Below are 17484 nucleotides of genomic sequence, written 5' to 3' on the forward strand. Positions count from 1 at the left end.
GAAGCGCCAGATGTCTGAAGTCATCGAGCAGCTGAACGAGTTCGAAGCCAAGGCCCTCGAGCTCCTCGAGCAGATCCAGGAGCCCATCGTGGACGGCGTCCGCAGCGCCGTCGAGTGGGCCGACGAGAAGCTCCCCGAGGCCATCAAGGTCCCGAACCTCGACCGCCTCGGCACCGTCGACGAGTACGTCGACTTCGCCTTCAAGGCCGTCGACGCGGTGGTCAAGAACCAGAAGGCCTTCGTGGGCGAGCTGGTCACCGTCACCGCCCCCGTGCGGGCCAAGTTCGTCGATGCCGACGCCAAGCCCGTGAAGCCCGTCAAGGCCACCAAGCCCGCGGCGAAGGCGGCCTGACCCACAGGACTCGGGAGCTCGATCGTCGTCCCCCCACGACAGATCGCTCCCGATCGGGGCGCCACCGCTTCGGCGGCCGCCCCAACAACCAGGAGAGGAGGGCCTTCCCCCCAGGCCCTCCTCTCCGGTCGTTTTGGGCTCAGTCGGCGGGGCGCAGGAGGACGACCGGGATCTCCCGGTCGGTCTTCTCCTCGTACTCCGCGAAACCCGGGAAGCGCTCCTTCTGGGTCTCCCAGATGGTCGAGCGCTCCTCGCCGGCGAGGATCTCGGCCCGCACGGCCTTCGTGTCGGCGCCCACCTCGATGCTGGCGTCGGGATTGGCGCGCAGGTTGTGGAACCAGTCGGGGTTGTCGGGGGCGCCGGCCTTCGAGGCGAAGATGGCCCAGCCGCCGTCGACGGCCTGGTACATGACGGGGGCGATGCGTTCCTGGCCGGTCTTGGCGCCGGTGGAATGCAGGAGCAGCAGCGGCGCTCCTTCGAACTGACCGCCGACCTGGCCGTCGTTGGCCCGGAACTCGGCGATGATCTGCGCGTTCCAGTCGTTCATGTCGGGCGTTTCGGACATCGGTGCACCTCGTGGTTCGTCGTGGTCTCGTCGGGGGTCGGCCCGCGCGGGGGTCACGACCATCGATGGCTGAACCCCTGTGCACCCGTCGTTGTTCCCCTCCGGCCTCAGCAGGTCCCCTCGACGAGGACGATGGCCCGCAGCCGGGGTGGACAGCGCCACGGTGACGCCTACCCTCCGGCCATGACGTCACCTCTCCCGCCCCCTCCGGACGGCGACCCCAGCGGCGGTCCGAGCATCGACGTGCTCCCCGACGGGCCGATGGTGGTCAACCGGAGCGTCGCCCTCTCTCGCCGCCGCCAGGTCGACCCGTCGTGAGTGAGGTCGCGGTCGTCCACGCCCCGGACCAGGGCCGCTTCGAGGTCCGCGTCGACGGCGAGGTGGCGGGGTTCGCCGAGTACGTCCTCCGCGACGGGCGGTACGTGTTCACCCACACTGAGGTCGACCCCGCGCACGAAGGCGAGGGCCTCGGGTCCACGTTGGCGCGCGGCGCACTGGATCAGGTGCGGGCCGAGGGGGCGCCGGTGGTCCCGCTTTGCCCGTTCATCGCGGCGTGGATCGAGCGCCATCCCGACTACGACGACCTCGTCGACCACGAGGAGCTTCGCCGACGCCGGGACCGCTGACGCGCGGCGCGGGGGCGGAGGGTCAGGCGCGGGAGCGGGCCTGGCGGAGCACCGACGCGACGGACTGGTCGATGTCGATCTCGGTGGTGGCGCGGCTCGACAGCGACATCCGCAGGAGCGTGCGGCCCTGCCACTCGGTGGTGGCGAGCCAGCAGGTGCCCTCGGCCTGGACCGCGGCGGCGATGGCGCGGTTGGTGGCGTCGTCGCCCGCGTCGGCCAGCACGATGTTGAGGACCACGTCGTTGGCGATGCGCAGCCCGCCATCGGCGAGGCCGGCGGCGAAGCGTCGGGCCATCGCACAGAGGTGGTCGACGACGTGGGCCACCCCGTCGCGACCGAGGTGGCGCAGGAGCGCCCACGTGGCGAAGCCCTTGGCACGGCGGGACGACTCCATGGTGAAGTCGGACATGCCCAGGTCGGCGCCCCCCGATCCCGTCAGGTAGGCCGCCGAGTAGCGCACGGCGGCGGCGTGCACCTCGGGCCGCGAGCAGATCGCGAAGCCCGAGTCGTAGGTGAGGTTGAGCCACTTGTGGCCGTCGCAGCCCCACGAGTCGGCCCCCTCGATGCCGTCCACCAGGTGGCGGGTCGTGGGGCTGGCCGCCGCCCACAGGCCGAAGGCGCCGTCGACGTGCACCCAGGCGCCGTGGTCGCGGGCGACGCCGATCGCCTCGCGCAGCGGGTCGCAGGCGCCGGTGTTCACGTTGCCGGCTTGGAGGCAGACGATGGTCGGCCCCGGCGGCTGCGCGGCGAGGGTGTCGGCCAGGGCGTCCGGGCGGATGGCGCCGTTGACGTCGACGTCGACCGGCTCGAGGGTGTTCGTGCCGAAGCCGAGCAGGCGCAGGGCCCGATCGATGGTGGCGTGGCGCTCGGCCCCGGCCACGATGCGCACCCGTGGCGCGCCGGCCAACCCGTCGGCCTCGACGTCCCAGCCCGCCTCGGCGAGCACGTGGTGGCGGCCGGAGGCGAGCCCGACGGTGTTGGCCTCCTGCCCGCCGGTGACGAACCCGACCGAGGCGGTGGGGGGCAGGCCCAGCAGCTCCTTCAGCCAGCCGCCGGCAACCTCTTCGGCCATGGCCCCCGAGGGCGTCAGCACGCCGTTGTAGGCGCACTGGTCCCAGCCCGCGGTGACCATGTCCGCGGCGACGGCGAGCTCGTAGGAGCCGCCGATGACGAACCCGAAGAAGCGCCCGCCGGCGGTGTGCACCAGCCCGGGCTCGGCGGCCGCGACCAGCTCGTCGAGCACCTGCTCGGCGGGCAGGGTGGCGGTGGGCAGCGGGAGGGAGAAGGCGGCGCGCAGCTCGTCGGGCGTCGCCGGCCCCGCGACGGGGAGCTCGCCCACCCGGGAGCGGTAGGCAGCCGCCACCTGGGCGGCCCGGGCGAAGAGGGCGTCGACGTCGCTCATGCCCCGAGCCTGCCCCACGGCGCCTCGTGACGCACTCGTCACCGCGCCGTCCGCGCCAGGAGTGATCGACGTGCCGGCGCCGGCGGCCGTCGTCGACGAACGCCTGGCCGGGCTTCACGGGGTCGCCGGGCCCGGCTCACGCCGGGCGGGCATCATGGTCGCTTGACCGACGAGCCCCGCGACCCGCCGTTCGACCTCGCCGAGACCGACCGCCTGCTGAGCACGACTCGCAGCGTGCGGCGCCGCCTCGACCTGGACCGGCCGGTCGAGTTGTCGGTGGTCCTCGACTGCCTCCGCGTCGCCACGCAGGCGCCGACCGGCAGCAACCGTCAGGACTGGCGCTGGATGGTGGTCACCGACCCGGCCAAGAAGGCAGAGATCGCCCGGCGCTACGCCGAGAACGGCACGGGGTACCTGACCCGGGCGGCGCAGGAGGCGACGGACGAGCGGACGCGCCGGGTCTATGAGGGTGCCCTGGCCTTCACCGAGGTGCTCCACCGGGTGCCGGTCCTGGTGATCCCGTGCATCGAGGGCCGTTTCGACGGCGTCCCGAACGGGGTGGCGGCCTCCTCGTACGGCTCGATCCTCCCGGCGGCGTGGAGCTTCCTGCTGGCCCTGCGCTCGCGGGGGCTCGGCTCGGTGTGGACCACGCTGCACCTCTTCCAGGAGCGCGCGGTGGCCGAGCTCCTCGGCATCCCCGACGACGTGACCCAGGTGGCGCTGTTCCCCGTCGCCTACACGATCGGCACCGACTTCCGGCCGGCGGCGCGGCGTCCCGTCGAGGAGATCACCTTCGTCGACACCTGGGGCGCCACGCCCTGAGCAGCCGGGTCCGCCTCCGATGTCGCCTGCCGCGTTGGGGGCCGGTCGCGCAGGACGCGTAGCGTCGGCGGGACGGGGGGCGACGCACGCCGCCGTGACGAGGAAGAGGGACACCACGTGGCTGAGGCGCTGATCATCGACGCATGCCGGACCCCCCGGGGGATCGGGAAGCAGGGCAAGGGGTCGCTCGCCCACCTGCACCCGCAGCACCTGGCCCGGACGGTGCTCGCCGCCCTGGTCGACCGCAACGGCTTCGAGACCGCCGACGTCGACGACGTCATCTGGGGCACCAGCTCGCAGGTGTGCGAGCAGTCCGGCGACCTCGGGCGCATGGCGGCGCTCGACGCCGGCTACGACATCACCGCCAGCGGCGCCACCCTCGACCGCTTCTGCGGCTCGGGCATCACCAGCGCCAACTACGGCGCCCACGCGGTGATGGCGGGCATGGAGGACCTCGTGGTCACCGGTGGCACCGAGATGATGTCGCTGCCCAAGAAGGGCCTGCTGCCCATGGGCGCCAACAACCTGCACCTCCAGGCCATCCACCCGCAGTCCCACCAGGGCGTCTGTGCGGATGCCATCGCCAGCCAGGAGGGCATCCCCCGTGAGGCGCTGGACGCCCTCGCCGCGGAGTCGCAGCGGCGGGCCGCGGTCGCCATCGACGAGGGCCGCTTCGACAAGAGCCTCATCCCGGTCCTCAACCTCGACGGCACCGTCGCCCTCGACCACGAGGAGTTCCCCCGGCCCCAGACCACCGAGGAGTCACTGGCGCAGCTCTCACCGAGCTTCCCCGCCGTGGCCGACTACCGCCACACCGAGGACAGCCTCACCTTCCGTGAGCTCATCAACCAGAAGTACCCCGATCTCGTCATCGAGCACGTCCACCACGCCGGCAACTCCTCGGGCGTGGTCGACGGGGCCGCCGCGATCCTGATGGCCAGCGAGGACTACGCCAAAGCGCACGGCCTCACGCCGCGGGCGCGCGTGGTGGCCACCGCAAACATGGGCGACGACCCGACGTTGATGCTCAACGCCCCGGTGCCGTCGGCCCGCAAGGTGCTGGCCAAGGCGGGCATGACCCTCGACGACATCGACCTCCTCGAGGTGAACGAGGCCTTCGCCGTGGTGGTCGAGAAGTTCCTGCGCGACCTCGAGGTGGACCGCGACAAGGTGAACGTCAACGGCGGCGCCATGGCTCTCGGCCACCCCATCGGGGCCACCGGCGCCATCCTCATCGGCACGGTGCTCGACGAGCTCGAGCGCCGCGACCAGCAGGTCGGCCTCGTGACCATGTGCGCCGGCGGCGGCATGGCCCCCGCCATCATCATCGAGCGCGTCTGACCCCACCCTGGGTGCGCCCGGGGCCGGTCAGGGAGGCGCGTCGTCGAGCAGCGTCGGGGCGCGATCCGGGATGGTGACGACGCGCTCGGCGAGGGCGGCGGCGACGGTGGCGCGGCCGGCGTCGGTGGTGTGGGACCAGGGGGCGTCGGGGCGGAAGGGGGTGGCGAGGCAGAGGCGGCCGCCGTGCACGGCCCGGCGCACCTCGGCGCGGCGCAGGTGGGCGGTGAGGGGGTGGGCCAGCAGGGCGATGACGGCGCCGCCGGCGTCGAGCGCGGCGGTGGATGCGGCGGCGTCGACCGCAGTGGCGAAGCCGCCCGTGAGGGCGGTGTGGCCGTCGCTCGCGACCTGGCGGGCGGCGGCGCGCACCGCCCCGAGTGTCGACTCGTCGTCGACCGCCGCCCCGCCCTCGGCCGCGATGGCCACACAGGGTCCGGACAGCCACTCGAGCGGGCCGACGGTGTGCAGCACCGGCGGCGCCTGCGCCCCCATCCCCGCTCGGAGGCGGGCGGGGTAGCGGGGGTCGAGCGCGGACAACAGGGTGATGCCTTGACGCTCGGCCTCTTCGACCGAGAAGGCGAACGCAGTGGCCCGGCCGAGCAGGGTGCGGAGTCGGTCGGCGTCGGGGCGGTCGGCGGGCACCTCGGTGAGCAGGGGCGCGAGGTCGCCCACCTCGGCGACCAGGGCCCAGAACTTGCGGGCCTTCAGGGGCGGGGGACCCTCGCCGGCGAGGGGGCTGGTGAGGAGCAGGGCGGCGAGCACGCCGTCGTCGAGGCGGGCCATCAGGCTCGCTCGGCCGCGTTCCGGGTACTGGTGTGTGTCGCGGAGAACACAGGGGAGTACCCAGAAGGGGAGGGAGGGTGAGGGGAGGGGTGCATGGCGGCGTCGGGATCAGTCGCCGCCGGCCTTGGCGAGGGCGAAGGGGAGGACGGGGCCCGAGCCGGCCTCGAGCAGGGCGGCGCCGGCCACGGTGAGAGTCCAGCGGGAGTCGACGAGGTCGTCCACGAGCAGCACCGGGCCGGGAGGCACGTCGGCGGTGGGGGCATAGGCACCCCAGAGGTTGCCCACCTGCTGGGCGCTGTTGTGCATGTGGGCCTGCGGCTCGATGGCCCGGGTGAGGGTCAGCGCGGGCACGAAGCGCAGATCGAGTGCCCCGGCCAGACGCTCGGCGAAGTCGACCAGGAGCGACGCCGCGGGCCCGGCCCCGGGCACCGTCGTGATCCACGCCGGCGCCGGGTCGGGACGCCACGTGCCGGCGATGGCCTGCACCGCACCCTGCACCAACCGGTCGTCGTAGGGCTCGCCCGCGACGCGGGCCTGCTTGACGAGGTCGCCCCAGCCGGCATCACCCAGGACCGACAGGGCCCGGCCGTCCAGCAAGCGCCGGTCCTTGGGGATGTTGCCCGACAGGGCCTCGACGTCGCGCGGCCACTGGCGGCGGGGCTCGATGGAGAGCGGGGAGGAGCGCAGGAAGGTGCGGGCCGCCTCGACCAGGTCGACGTCGAAGGTCAGGGCGGCGCCGGCCTCGGCGCTGCTCTGGCCTCGACACACCGAGCAGCGTCCGCAGTCGGTGTCGACCGGGTCGTCCAGTTCGGCCCGCAGGAAGCGCATGAGGCAGGTGCCGTCGGTGCCGTAGCGGGCCATGGCCGCCTGCTCGGCCCGGCGGGCGGTGGTGACCCGCTCGACCCGCTCGTCGTCGTACGACCACGGCACGAGGGTGCGCTGCCACGCCGATCCCACCCGCTCGACCGCCCCCTCGGCGTCGAGGATCTTGAGCATCCCCTCGAGGCGGGAGCGACGGACGTTGACCTCGGCCTCGATCTCGGTGATCTTCACCGGGCCGCCGGCGTCCTCGAGCAGGGTGATGACCTGCTCGGCCTGCTCTCGGGGCGGGAAGGCGGTGCGGATGAAGTAGTCCTGGATGTCGGCGTCCTCGTGGCCCCGCAGCAGTACGACCCGGGCACGGTCGAGGGCGCGCCCGGCCCGACCCACCTGCTGGTAGTAGGCGATCGGGGAGCCGGGGCCCTGGTAGTGCACGACGAAGCCGAGGTCGGGCTTGTCGTAGCCCATGCCCAGCGCCGAGGTGGCCACGAGGGCCTTCACCTCGTTGCTCCGCAGCGCCTCCTCGGCCACGAGGCGCTCGCCGGGCTCGGTGGCGCCGGTGTACGAGAGCACCGACAGGCCACGGCTGCGCAGCCAGGCCGCCACCCGCTGGGCGTCGGCGATGGTGAGGCAGTACACGATGCCGGTGCCCTCCATGGCGGGGACCTCGGTGGCCAGCCAGGCCATGCGCTCGGCCTGCGAGGGCAGGTCGATGACCTCGAGCTCGAGGCTGGCCCGGTCGAGGCCGCCGCGGATCTCGACCGCCCCCTCACCGAGCTGCTCCTCGACGTCGGCCACCACCCGGTCGTTGGCCGTGGCGGTGCAGCCGAGGACGGGCACGCCCCGGGGGAGGCGGTCGAGCACCCGGGCCAGGCGGCGGTAGTCCGGGCGGAAGTCGTGGCCCCAGTCGCTGATGCAGTGGACCTCGTCGATGACCAGCAGGCCGACGGTGGCCACGAGGTGGGGGAGCACGTTGGCGCGGAAGCGAGGGTTGTTCAGGCGCTCGGGGGAGATGAGCAGGACGTCGACCCCGTCGCCGAGGATCTCCTGCTCGACGACGTCCCACTCGTCGGTGTTGGCCGAGTTGAGCGACGCCGCCCGCAGGCCGATGCGCTCGGCCGCCTCGATCTGGTTGCGCATGAGGGCGAGCAGGGGCGAGATGAGCAGGGTGGGGCCGCTGCCCTGGTCACGCAGGAGGCGGGTGGCGAGGAAGTACACCGCGCTCTTGCCCCAGCCCGTGCGCTGCACGACGAGGACCCGTCGGCGCTCGTCGACGAGGGCCTCGATGGCCTCGAGCTGGTCGGTGTGGAACTCGGCGGTGGGACCGGCGAGGCGGTGCAGCAGGGCGCGGGCCTGCCCGGCGGTCGTGGCGTCCGTGGCGTTCGGGGAGCGGGTGTCGGAGGAGCTGGAGTCGGGACTGGGCATGGGAACCCCGGTGGGGTGGGCGGCGGGTCGTGGGGCCGGGAGAGGCCGAGGCCGCTGGGCGGCGGGTGGGGATGGCGGGTGGCGGACGTCGAGGAGCCACCATCGAACCTACGCCGGGGGTCTGACAATCACCTCAGGGTCGGGCTCGGCGGAGGGTGTCGCCGTCCCAGAGGAGGCCGGCGGGTCCGAGGACGAGCGAGAGCGGGACCGCCGGTGCGCGCAGCAGGGTCGGGTCGTGGGCGAGGGCGTCGAGGAGCACGTCGGTGGGGCCTCCGTCGACCTCGTCGGCGCACAGGCGACGTCGTTCGGCCGCGGCGGCGATGGCCTCGACGAGGGCAGGGTGCGGCGAGGTGACCGCGGCAGGGTCTGCCACCGGGACCACGGCAAGGGTCCCGCCGTTGCCGCCGGCGGCGACGTGGGCGCCGGCGACGATCCCGCCCAGCCAGCCGGGCGGGCCGACCAGCGAGCCCTCCGGCGCGGCTCGGGCATCGGTGGGCAGGCCCAGGTCGATGGCCGCCTGGGCGAGGGCGGGACGGGCGCCCCAGTCGTGACGCACCTCGGCGCAGCCGCCGCCGAGCAGTGGGAGCCGCGAGCAGCAGCGCACGAGGGCGGCGAGATCGACCCCCAGGTCCAGCACCTCCCGGTCGATCTCGCTCGCCGTGACCTGGTGGGTGAGGACCACGCCGTCGAGCAGGGTCGGCACGTGGGCGACGAGGTCGTCGCCGGTGGCGAAGAAGACCTGCTCGTCGTCGACCACCCATTCGACGAGGCCGTGGAGGTCGCCGTCGTCGTAGCCCTCCGCGACCAGCGGGGCGAAGTGGCCCGCCCGTTGGAGGACGGCGGTGATGCGGGCGGTGGGCATGGGCCCGACCACGCCCAGGAGCGTGGCGACGAGGGGGCCGAGCTCGGCCTCGAACCGGGCCTCGAGGGTGGCGGTGTCGGTGTGCATCGCACGAAGATGGCATGAGAACATATGAAAAGCTAGAGAACTCTTGTGAATCGGCGTGGTCGAGCGGCGCGTGGTGCCGTGCCTCGCTTCCCACCCCTCGGTCCGGGCGGGCCAAGATGGCGTCGTGCAACCGGTGGCGGGGAGCAGCGGGCGGGTGTCGTTCCGGCGGGCGGTGGCGGGGGTGCTCTTCACCGTGGCTCTCGTCGGCGCGGCGGGGTGCGGCGGCGGAGGGAGCGCCGGCGGTGGCGAGCCCAATCCGGGTGAGCTGTTCCCCGAACGCGCCAACCAGTTCCGGGAGGACCAGGAACGGGCGCTCGGCCAGGCGGCCGGGCTGTCGGGGTACACGACGTCGGTCGAGGCGGTGTCCTACGACGGGGACGGCACGGTCACGGTCTCGGTGCGTATCGAGAACCGCGACGACGAGCCGCAGCCGATGTTCTCCACCGACTGGCAGTTGGTGTCCCCCGACGTCACCACCTACGAGCCGGTGTCGTCGACGCTCCCGTCCACGGGCGAGGTCGCCGACGAGCCCGTCACCGGCGACGTGGTGTTCGAGGTGGACGCCCTCGACGCCACCGGCGACTTCTACGTGGTCTACAAGCCCGATCGCCTCGACGCCGCCCGAGGCATCTGGCAGTTCCCGGTACCCGACGGATCGGCGCCGGCCGAGGCGCCCTGAGCGGTCGGGGCGCAGCCGGCGTCAGGCGCCTGTGGCTGCCTTGGCGCCGGCGATGTCGAGCGGGATGCCGGTGGCGTCCTCGGACACCTGCCAGAGCGTGGCGATGGCCTTCTGCATGCCGAGGCGGCGCAGGACGGGCTTGCGCACGGCCGGGCCGTTGTTCACGAAGAGCGGGCCGTAGAACTCGCCGCCCTTCGCCTCGGGATCGGTGGCGGCGCGGAGCTGGGAGCGGGCGCCGTTCTGCGCGCTCATGCCCGTGGCGCCGGCGAGGGCGTGGAAGAACGGGGCCGAGGCGCCACCGCCGCCTTCAGCCACGGTGTGGGCCTGGAGGTCGGTGTTCGACAGCCCCGGGTGGGCGACGAGGCTGGCGGCGGCGACCCCGGCGCGCTCGAAGGCCTGCTGGAGGCCGAGGCCGAAGTGGAAGTTGGCCAGCTTGGCCCGGCCGTAGGCGCCCCAGGGCTTGTAGTGGCCTTCGAGGTCGAGGTCGTCGGGGTCGACGGCCCGGCCGATGTGGTGCGCCGTGCTCGTGACCGTCACCACACGGGCGGCGTCGGCCCGGAGCAGGGGCTCGAGGAGCAGCGCGGTGAAGGCCCAGTGGCCGAGGTGGTTGACCCCGAACTGCATCTCGAAGCCGTCGGCCGTGCGGCGCTCCGGCATCGCCATGAGGCCGGCGTTGTTCACGAGGATGTCGATGGTGGGACGCTGCTCGCGGATCTGGTCGGCGGCTCGGCGGACCGACGCGAGGCTGGCGAGATCGAGGGCGACGATGTCGAGCGCGGCGGCGGGATGGGCGTTGCGGATGGCGGACTCCGCGGCGGCGGCCTTGCGCTGGTCGCGCGCGGCCATCACCACGGTGGCACCGGCGCCGGCGAGGGCCTGCGCGGTGGCCAGGCCGAGCCCGCCGTTGGCGCCCGTCACCACCGCGGTGCGGCCGTGCAGGTCGGGGATGTCCTTCTCGGTCCAGGCCATGGCACGTCTCCTCGGTCGCCGACAGCGTGGCACGTGGGTCGACGTCGAGCGCGGGTGGGATCGACCCTCGATGTTCACTCGCTGCTCATCTTGATGCCATTTCCGTGCTTTTCAACACCTGTGGAGATGGCTGTGGACGGTCAGTCCACCGCCGAACCCGCGAGCAGCGCCCGGACCTCGGCGCGTGCGGCATCGAGGTCGTCCACGTCGCGCTCGATGGCGCCGCCGGCGTGGCAGAACACGAGGCGGGCCGCCGCGACGGCGAGTCCGGTGCTGATCGCGAGGGCCTCCGCGTAGGTGGCGAGCTGGAGGCGGTACTGGCCGAGCTTGGCATCCACCGCGGCCTCGTCGGCCACGGCGTCGGTCTTGTAGTCGACGATGACCAGGCCCTCGGGGCCCTCGTAGAGGAGGTCGACGTAGCCCTCGACGGCGCGGTCACCCAGGGGAGCGGCGACGTAGGCCTCCCGCCACAGGCGACCGCCGGCGAGCGCGGCCCGCACCGACGCCGACGCCAGCGCAGAGCGGGCGAGGGTCTCGACCGTTCCCGCAAGGTCCGGGACGGCCTCGGCGAAGGCCTGCTGGGCGGCGAGGTCGGCGAGCCCGTCGCCGGTGGCGAGATCGACGACCTGGAGGGTGGCGTGCACCGCCCGCCCGACGGCGGTGCCCGCCCGTCCCCGCCGGCGCTGGAACGCGGGGCGGCCGGACTCGTCCGTCGCGGTGGCGTCGTCCTCGACCACCTCGTCGGCGAGATCGTCCCGCTCCGCTGACGCCGTGGGATCACCCGGCGGACCCGCGGTGGGGTCCTCGAGGCGGCCCAGGCGGGCCACCGCGGTGGCGGAGAGCACCCGCGGGTCCCGGTTGCGGCGCAGCAACGCCGCTCGACGGCTCCGCCAGCGGGGCCGGTCGTCGTCCGCGGGGGCGGCAGAGGTGGTCGGCGGTGCGACCGGGACGCCGACGACGAGATCCTCGGGCAGGCGCCGAACGACCTCCTCGCCGAGGTCCGCGCTGCAGCGGGCGAGCGTGGCGCCGTGGCAGTCCACGCCTTCGAGGTGATGGGTGCAGACGATGAGGTGGTCGCGGGCCCGGGTGCAGGCCACGTAGAGGAGGCGCTGGCGCTCGTGGGCGTCCATCTCGGACTCGTACTCGGCCTGGCGGTCGAAGTTGGCGGTGCTCGTGTCCTTGCGGATGCCGATGCCCGGCCGGAGGTCGTCCTCGTCCCACACCACCGTGACGCCACGGCGGCCGTTGCCCCGCGCAGTCGTGAGCCCGCTGACAACCGTGATGGGGAACTCGAGCCCCTTCGCGCCGTGCACGGTCTTGATGGACACCGCCTCGTCGTCGGTCTCGGGGAGCAGGGGCTCGTGCACCCGACTGGTCTCCCGTGACTGGAGGTCGGCCCAGCGCAGGAAGGCGCGGAGACCGTGCCCGCCCGACTCTTCGAACTGGCGGGCCTGGTCGACGAGGAAGCGCAGCCGGCGCCACACCTCCCGCGGCCGGCGGTGGCCCAGTCCGAGGGCGAAGGCCTGGCGGTCCTCGAACAGCCGCTGCAGCAGGGCGCTCGGCTCCAGCCACCAGCGTTGGGCCGCGAGCTCGCGCAGGTGGGCCATGCCCGCCACCACCGGGTGGTCGTCGGGCAGCCGGTCGGGCGGCGGTTTGCGCAGGCTCCACTCGCCGCCCGCTGCGACGTAGGTGAAGAGGTCGACGTCCGAGCAGGCGTAGAGCGGCGAGCGCAGGGCGGCCACCAGCGCGATCCGGTCGGTGGGGTCGTCGATGGCCCGCAGGGCGCTCAGGGCGTCGCGCACCTCCTGGGTGTCGTAGACGAGGGTGCCCGTGTCGACCCGGTAAGGGATGGCGAGATCGTCGAGGGCGTCCTCGAGCTGACCGAGCGAGGTGCGGGTGGGCAACAAGACGGTGATGTCGGACAACCGGGCCGGGCGCCACGCCGGCGTTCCGGGAGCGGGCCGTTCCTCCTCGACGGGCCAGGCCGCGGGGTCGTCGCGGATGAGGGCGATGGCACGCGCGACGTCTGCGGCCTCTTCGGCCCGGAGCTCGGCGGCCTTCAGGGGCTTGGGTCGGCCGCCGCCGAGCAGCACGACCCGGTGGTCGCCGTGATCGCTGGCTGATCGTGCCGCGACGAGCGCCCGATACTCGGGCTGCGCGGTGGGGACCTCCTCGGGCATCACCGAGGAGAAGATGTGGTTGACCCATTCCAGGATGGGCGCCACGGTCCGGAAGTTCTGCACCAGGGCGACGGGCTCGCCGCCGGCGAAGGCGGCCCGGGCCTGCAGGAACAGGCGGATGTCGGCCCGCCGGAACCGGTAGATGGACTGCTTGGGGTCGCCCACGAAGAAGATGCGGCCGGCCTCCACGGGCACGTCCGCCCAGTGGGGCGCCGCGACGGGGTCGGACAGTGCCGCGGCGATGCGCGTGGCGACCTCGATCTGGATGGGGTCGGTGTCCTGGAACTCGTCCAGCAGGAGGCGCTGGTACCGCTCGTGCAGGGAACGCCGGGCGCGGGGGCTGGTGCGCACGAGCTCGCGGGCGAGCACCAGCAGGTCATGGAACTCGAGGCGACCCTCGTGGCGCCGCCGCTCGGCCTCGGCGTGGGTGAAGTGGGCGAGGCGCACCCGCAGGCGCTGGAGCACGTCGTCGGTCAGGTCCGCGAGCAGGGAGCGCCCGACGGTGCCGAGGTCGTCGACCGCGGCGCGGGCCGCGGCGACGTCGTGCCACCGGTCCTTGCGCCCGGACGAGCCGCCCTTCCACTTGGCGGGGTACTGGTGGAGCTGGGCCACCCGTTGGTACGGGTCCGCGTTGTCGAGGATGGCGTGGGCCTGGGGCAGCCAGGCGGTGACGAGCTTCTTGTACAGCGTGTCGTCGTGATCCGTGCACGACGAGAGGAGCGCCTCGACCGCGTCGACCGCCCGGCGCAGCGGGGCGAGGTCGAGTGCCGGCAGGGGGCCCGGATCGGGCTCGTCCGGATCGAGGCGGTCCCAGTTGTCGCTGAAGACCGCGGCGACGTCACGGAGCGAGGCCTGGGTGGGGAGCCCGTCGATGTGGATGTTGAGCAGGCTCGCGGTGACGACGAGCTCCTCGGCGCCCGGGTCGTCGAAGAGCTCGTCGAGGAACAGGGCCCAGCGGTCCTCGAAGGCCAACTGCGAGCTCACCTCGTCGAGCACCTCGACGCGCGGGGGGAGGCCGACGTCGAGGGGGTGCTCGCCCAGGATGCGCAGGGCGAACGAGTGCAGGGTGCCGATGGCGGCCACGTCGCTCTCGGCGAGCGCGGCTTCGGCCGCGGCGCGGGAGGCGTCGTCGAGCTCGCCGTCGAGCAGCACCTCGAACTGCTGGCGGATGCGGTCGCGCAGCTCGGCGCCGGCGGCTTCGGTGAAGGTGATGGCCGCGATGTGACGCAGCGGGACGCCCTCGCGGAGCACCAGGTTGGTGACCCGCGTGACGAGCTGGGTGGTCTTGCCGGTGCCGGCGCCAGCCTCGACGAACAGGGTCTCGTGCAGCCCGGTGCGGGAGATCCGTTCGCGTTCGGCGTCGTCGACCAGTCCCGCCGACGGTGGCCCCGTCATCCCGCCACCTCCCCGGCGTCGTCATCTGCGGGTGCCGGTGGAAGGAGCCGGGTGAGCACCGCCACCTCGGGCGCGTCCGCCTTGGCCAGCTGGTGCTCGTCCCGGTCGCGAGGGCACAGTCGATCGAAGTCGCAGAACCCGCAGTTCTCGTGCGTGCGCCAGAAGGTCTCGTACCCGCCGGGCTGCGCCGGGAAGGCGCCGGCCTCGATGCCGTCGGTGATGGCGGTGAGCACCTCGCGGAAGCGGGCCCGGTGCCCGTCCTCCCACGGCCCGCCGTGCAGCAGGTAGTCGCCCCGTGCGCTGAGCATCCAGAAGTAGCTCGACGTCCCGGTGCCACCGAAGCGCTGGGCCACGGCCTCGGCGTACAACCCGAGCTGGAGCGTGGTGCCGCCCAGGACGGGATCCGACTCGAGGTCCTTGTACGCGCTGCCTTTCCCGCTCTTGTAGTCGACGACCACGTGCCCGCCGTCGACGGTGCGGTCGACGCGGTCGATGTAGCCACGGAAGGCCAGCGTCCGACCTCCCTCGAGCTCGATGCGCAGGGGCTCCTCTCCGTCGATGCCGAACGGCTGCTCGACGGCCATCGGGGTGGACCCGAAGGCGGCTCGCCGCGCTGCGTCGTCGGCGAGGAACGCGTCGAGATCGGACAGGAGGAACCGCTGCTCGAGCCGCCACAACAGCTCGCGTCCCGTGCGGCCCTCGCCCCGGAAGCGGGCGAACACCTCGGCGGCGATCTCGCGGAGGCGGTCCCGGTCCGCCGCGGACCACGGCTCGTCGGGGTCGGGTGGGCCCTCGGGTCGCTCGATGGCCTCGCGGACGTATCGCTCGAGGACCTCGTGGAGCAGCGTGCCGCGATCGGCCGCCCCGATGGTGGTGACCGCCTCGGGCTCGGGGCGCTCGGCCAGCCCCAGCACCTGCCCGAGGAAGTAGCGGAACGGGCAGGAGGCCCAGGACTGCATGGCGGTGGCCGACAACCGCTTGCCCCCCGACGGGCTGGGGACGGGGAGCCCGGCGAGGTTGCCGTCCCATTCGGTGAGGTGCTCGCTGCGCCGAGCCCCTTGCGCGACGAGGCCGCGGCGCAGGTCGGGGCCGACGGCGGTACCGGTGAGCGGGTCGTGCCCGGCGCGGCGACGCGCCTCGAGCGCCGACAGGTCGCGTTCCACCAGCGAGACCGCGGCCGGGGCCCGGACGAGCCCGTCCGAGAACGAGCGCACCTCTCCCACCACAGGTTCGCCGAGGGCGCCGAAGTCGGTGCTGTGGACGCGCTCGCCGTGGAGCGCGGAGGCGGTGTCGAGCAGCCACCGGGAGGGCAGCCGTGAGCGGCTGCCACGCAGGTCGCCGCGGGGGAACACGAGGATCCGGTGCTCGCGGCCGGCGTCGAGGGCGGCGAGCAGGTGCCGGTGCTGCTGGCGGAGGCCCTCGTCGCGGGTGAGGAGCTCGCCGTCGGCCGCCGCTCTGACGTCGTCGGGCAGGAGGGCATCCTCGGAGCGGGGGCTCGGGCACGTGCCCTCGGCCATCCCGAGGACGAAGACCGCGTCGAGGTCGAGACCCGGGGCCATCGCCAAGGGCCCGTAGAGGACGCCGTCGCCGAAGCGACCGACCCGCCCCGCGGGCTCGTCGAGCTCGGCTTCGACGGCCCGTCGGAAGGTGGTGGTGCTCGGATCGGGGTCGAGGGTGTCGAGCAGGGCCAGCCGCTCCAGCGCCGCCTCGACCCGCTCGCTGGACGTGACCTCTGCGTCGGGCCACCCCCGCCGGGCGCCGGCCCGGCCGAGGAGGTGGACGAGCAGCTGCTGGGCTCGCTCGACCTTCGCCGTCCACCCCGTGGCCGCATCGACCGCCTCGACCATCTCGGCGAGGGCCGCCACCCAGGCGGCGAGTGCGCGGGCCCGGTGGGCGTCGTCGAGCAGGGCGGCGAGGTACCCCGGGCTGGTGGTCGGATCCTCGCCCAGCAGCCGGTGGCGCTCCTCGCGCTGGACGGCCAGGGTCTCGAGCTTGGCGGACCAGTCGTCGAGGCCTCCGAGCACGCCGGCGGCCCGCGACAGGTTCTCCCAGGCGCTCGTGGGCACCACCTGGCCCTCGTGGCGCAACGGCCCGGCGCTGGCCACGGCCAGCACGTCGGCCCGGCCCCAGGCCCGCTCGGGCAGGGCGAGGGCGTCGAGCAGCGTGCGCCCCGCGACCCCGTCGGCGAGCCTCGTGCGGGACGGGCCGTTGTGGGGCAGGTGCGCGGCCGCGAACTGCTCGTGGAGCGTGCGGGCGTAGGGGTCGGGGTCGGGGTGGAAGACGCCGATGCGGTCGAGGGGGGTGCCCGCTTCGGCGAGCGCGAGCACCTCGCGGCACACGGCCCGCACCTCCTCGTCGGGGTCGGACACGCTGATGATCCGGGTGCCGGTGGGCGACTCGGGGCGCCCCCGTTCGTCGCCGGCCTCGATGCCGACGCCGCGACAGGTGCGGAGGACCGAGCCGTCGGCGTCGTCGTCGCCCGTCAGTCCGACGATGACCGTGGACGGCACCGCGGCGAGCGCGGCGGCGACGAGCTCGGACTGCGCGGGGCTGAGCCGCTCGGGGAGGAACCACACGAGACGGCCGAGCAACGCGATGGCGTCTTCCTCGCTCCGCAGGCGCTCGGCGGCGACGTGGGCCCGGGTGTCCTCGTCGTAGAAGCGGTCGCCCAGCTCGCGCCCCACGGCCCGGTGGATGGCGACCAGGCTCGCGGTCCGCTCGTCGCCGTCGGCGAGGCGTTGCCGCGTCGGGGGTCGAAGGCGGCTGAGCTCGGCGTACAGGGCGACCACCGCCGCCTCGCTGGCGTGGTGGTCGGCGACGCGGCCGAAGGGCTCGGGCCGGCGGCGCAGCACGACGCGGGCGGCCGCGGCGAGCGCGGCGTTGGTGAGGGGGTGGCCCGGCAGCGAGTCGACCGCCAGCAGCTCGGCAAGGCGGAGCGGCGTGAGGAACGAGACGTTGGCCAGGCCGGGGCTGGAGCCGGTGCCGACGATGCCGCCGCCGATCAGTCGACGCACCGAGAGACCCGCCAGGTTCGACGACACCACGACGGTGACGGGGTCGAGCGGGTGGCCCTGCTTGGCGGCGGCGATGGCCTCCGCAAGCGCCTCGGTGGCCGGCCGGCCGTACGCGACGGTGCGCACGACGGGGCGGTGGGCGGCGGACGAGGGCACGTCCGCAACC

General features: G+C 73.8%; 13 protein-coding genes. 5 read left to right on the plus strand and 8 right to left on the minus strand.

Annotated elements, in window-relative coordinates; genetic code table 11:
- Nucleotides 1-10: 10 nt before the first annotated feature.
- Nucleotides 11-352, plus strand: coding sequence for a hypothetical protein (locus JNK12_08045; protein MBL8775866.1), 342 nt, complete (start codon nucleotides 11-13; stop codon nucleotides 350-352).
- Nucleotides 353-491: 139 nt separating this feature from the next.
- On the opposite strand, the gene JNK12_08050 is transcribed toward JNK12_08045, so the two are convergent.
- Nucleotides 492-917, minus strand: a complete 426-nt coding sequence (locus tag JNK12_08050) for a nitroreductase family deazaflavin-dependent oxidoreductase (GenBank protein MBL8775867.1) — start codon at nucleotides 915-917, stop codon at nucleotides 492-494.
- Between the two features lie 314 nt (nucleotides 918-1231).
- Between JNK12_08050 and JNK12_08055 the strand changes: the two genes are divergently transcribed.
- Complete coding sequence (locus JNK12_08055) at nucleotides 1232-1543, plus strand: N-acetyltransferase (protein MBL8775868.1); 312 nt, start codon at nucleotides 1232-1234, stop codon at nucleotides 1541-1543.
- 22 nt (nucleotides 1544-1565) lie between these two features.
- Here JNK12_08055 and JNK12_08060 read toward each other — a convergent pair whose 3' ends face one another.
- Nucleotides 1566-2945 carry an aspartate aminotransferase family protein gene (locus JNK12_08060; GenBank protein MBL8775869.1) on the minus strand — a complete coding sequence of 460 codons (1380 nt, stop codon included), beginning with the start codon at nucleotides 2943-2945 and terminating at the stop codon, nucleotides 1566-1568.
- Nucleotides 2946-3107: 162 nt separating this feature from the next.
- On the opposite strand from JNK12_08060, the gene JNK12_08065 reads away from it, so the two are divergent.
- Together JNK12_08065 and JNK12_08070 are read left to right on the plus strand one after the other, a co-directional pair.
- The gene (locus JNK12_08065) at nucleotides 3108-3767 is read left to right on the plus strand and encodes a nitroreductase family protein (protein ID MBL8775870.1); all 660 of its coding nucleotides are present in this window, start codon (nucleotides 3108-3110) and stop codon (nucleotides 3765-3767) included.
- Between the two features lie 117 nt (nucleotides 3768-3884).
- Nucleotides 3885-5108, plus strand: coding sequence for an acetyl-CoA C-acetyltransferase (locus JNK12_08070; GenBank protein ID MBL8775871.1), 1224 nt, complete (start codon nucleotides 3885-3887; stop codon nucleotides 5106-5108).
- A gap of 27 nt (nucleotides 5109-5135) precedes the next feature.
- On the opposite strand, the gene JNK12_08075 is transcribed toward JNK12_08070, so the two are convergent.
- The 3 genes from JNK12_08075 to JNK12_08085 all read right to left on the minus strand — a co-directional run bounded on the left by JNK12_08075 (nucleotide 5136) and on the right by JNK12_08085 (nucleotide 9081).
- A complete protein-coding gene (locus tag JNK12_08075) occupies nucleotides 5136-5888 on the minus strand; it encodes a DNA-processing protein DprA (protein MBL8775872.1) in 753 nt (250 codons plus the stop codon).
- 108 nt (nucleotides 5889-5996) lie between these two features.
- Nucleotides 5997-8132, minus strand: a complete 2136-nt coding sequence (locus tag JNK12_08080) for an ATP-dependent DNA helicase RecQ (protein ID MBL8775873.1) — start codon at nucleotides 8130-8132, stop codon at nucleotides 5997-5999.
- A gap of 133 nt (nucleotides 8133-8265) precedes the next feature.
- Nucleotides 8266-9081, minus strand: a complete 816-nt coding sequence (locus JNK12_08085; protein ID MBL8775874.1) for a hypothetical protein — start codon at nucleotides 9079-9081, stop codon at nucleotides 8266-8268.
- Between the two features lie 124 nt (nucleotides 9082-9205).
- Here JNK12_08085 and JNK12_08090 point away from each other — a divergent pair, with 124 nt between their 5' ends.
- Complete coding sequence (locus tag JNK12_08090; GenBank protein ID MBL8775875.1) at nucleotides 9206-9760, plus strand: hypothetical protein; 555 nt, start codon at nucleotides 9206-9208, stop codon at nucleotides 9758-9760.
- A 21-nt stretch (nucleotides 9761-9781) separates the two neighbouring features.
- Here the strand turns inward: JNK12_08090 and JNK12_08095 are convergent, their stop codons facing one another.
- From JNK12_08095 to JNK12_08105, 3 genes are all read right to left on the minus strand, one after another.
- A complete protein-coding gene (locus JNK12_08095; GenBank protein ID MBL8775876.1) occupies nucleotides 9782-10729 on the minus strand; it encodes an SDR family NAD(P)-dependent oxidoreductase in 948 nt (315 codons plus the stop codon).
- A 140-nt stretch (nucleotides 10730-10869) separates the two neighbouring features.
- Nucleotides 10870-14304 carry a UvrD-helicase domain-containing protein gene (locus JNK12_08100; protein MBL8775877.1) on the minus strand — a complete coding sequence of 1145 codons (3435 nt, stop codon included), beginning with the start codon at nucleotides 14302-14304 and terminating at the stop codon, nucleotides 10870-10872.
- On the minus strand, nucleotides 14301-17474 hold the full coding sequence (locus JNK12_08105) for a PD-(D/E)XK nuclease family protein (protein ID MBL8775878.1): 3174 nt from the start codon (nucleotides 17472-17474) through the stop codon (nucleotides 14301-14303). Before JNK12_08105 ends, JNK12_08100 begins: the two co-directional genes overlap by 4 nt.
- Nucleotides 17475-17484 lie beyond the last annotated feature (10 nt).

Source organism: Acidimicrobiales bacterium, assembly GCA_016794585.1.
GTDB lineage: Bacteria > Actinomycetota > Acidimicrobiia > Acidimicrobiales > DATDAH01 > JAEUJM01.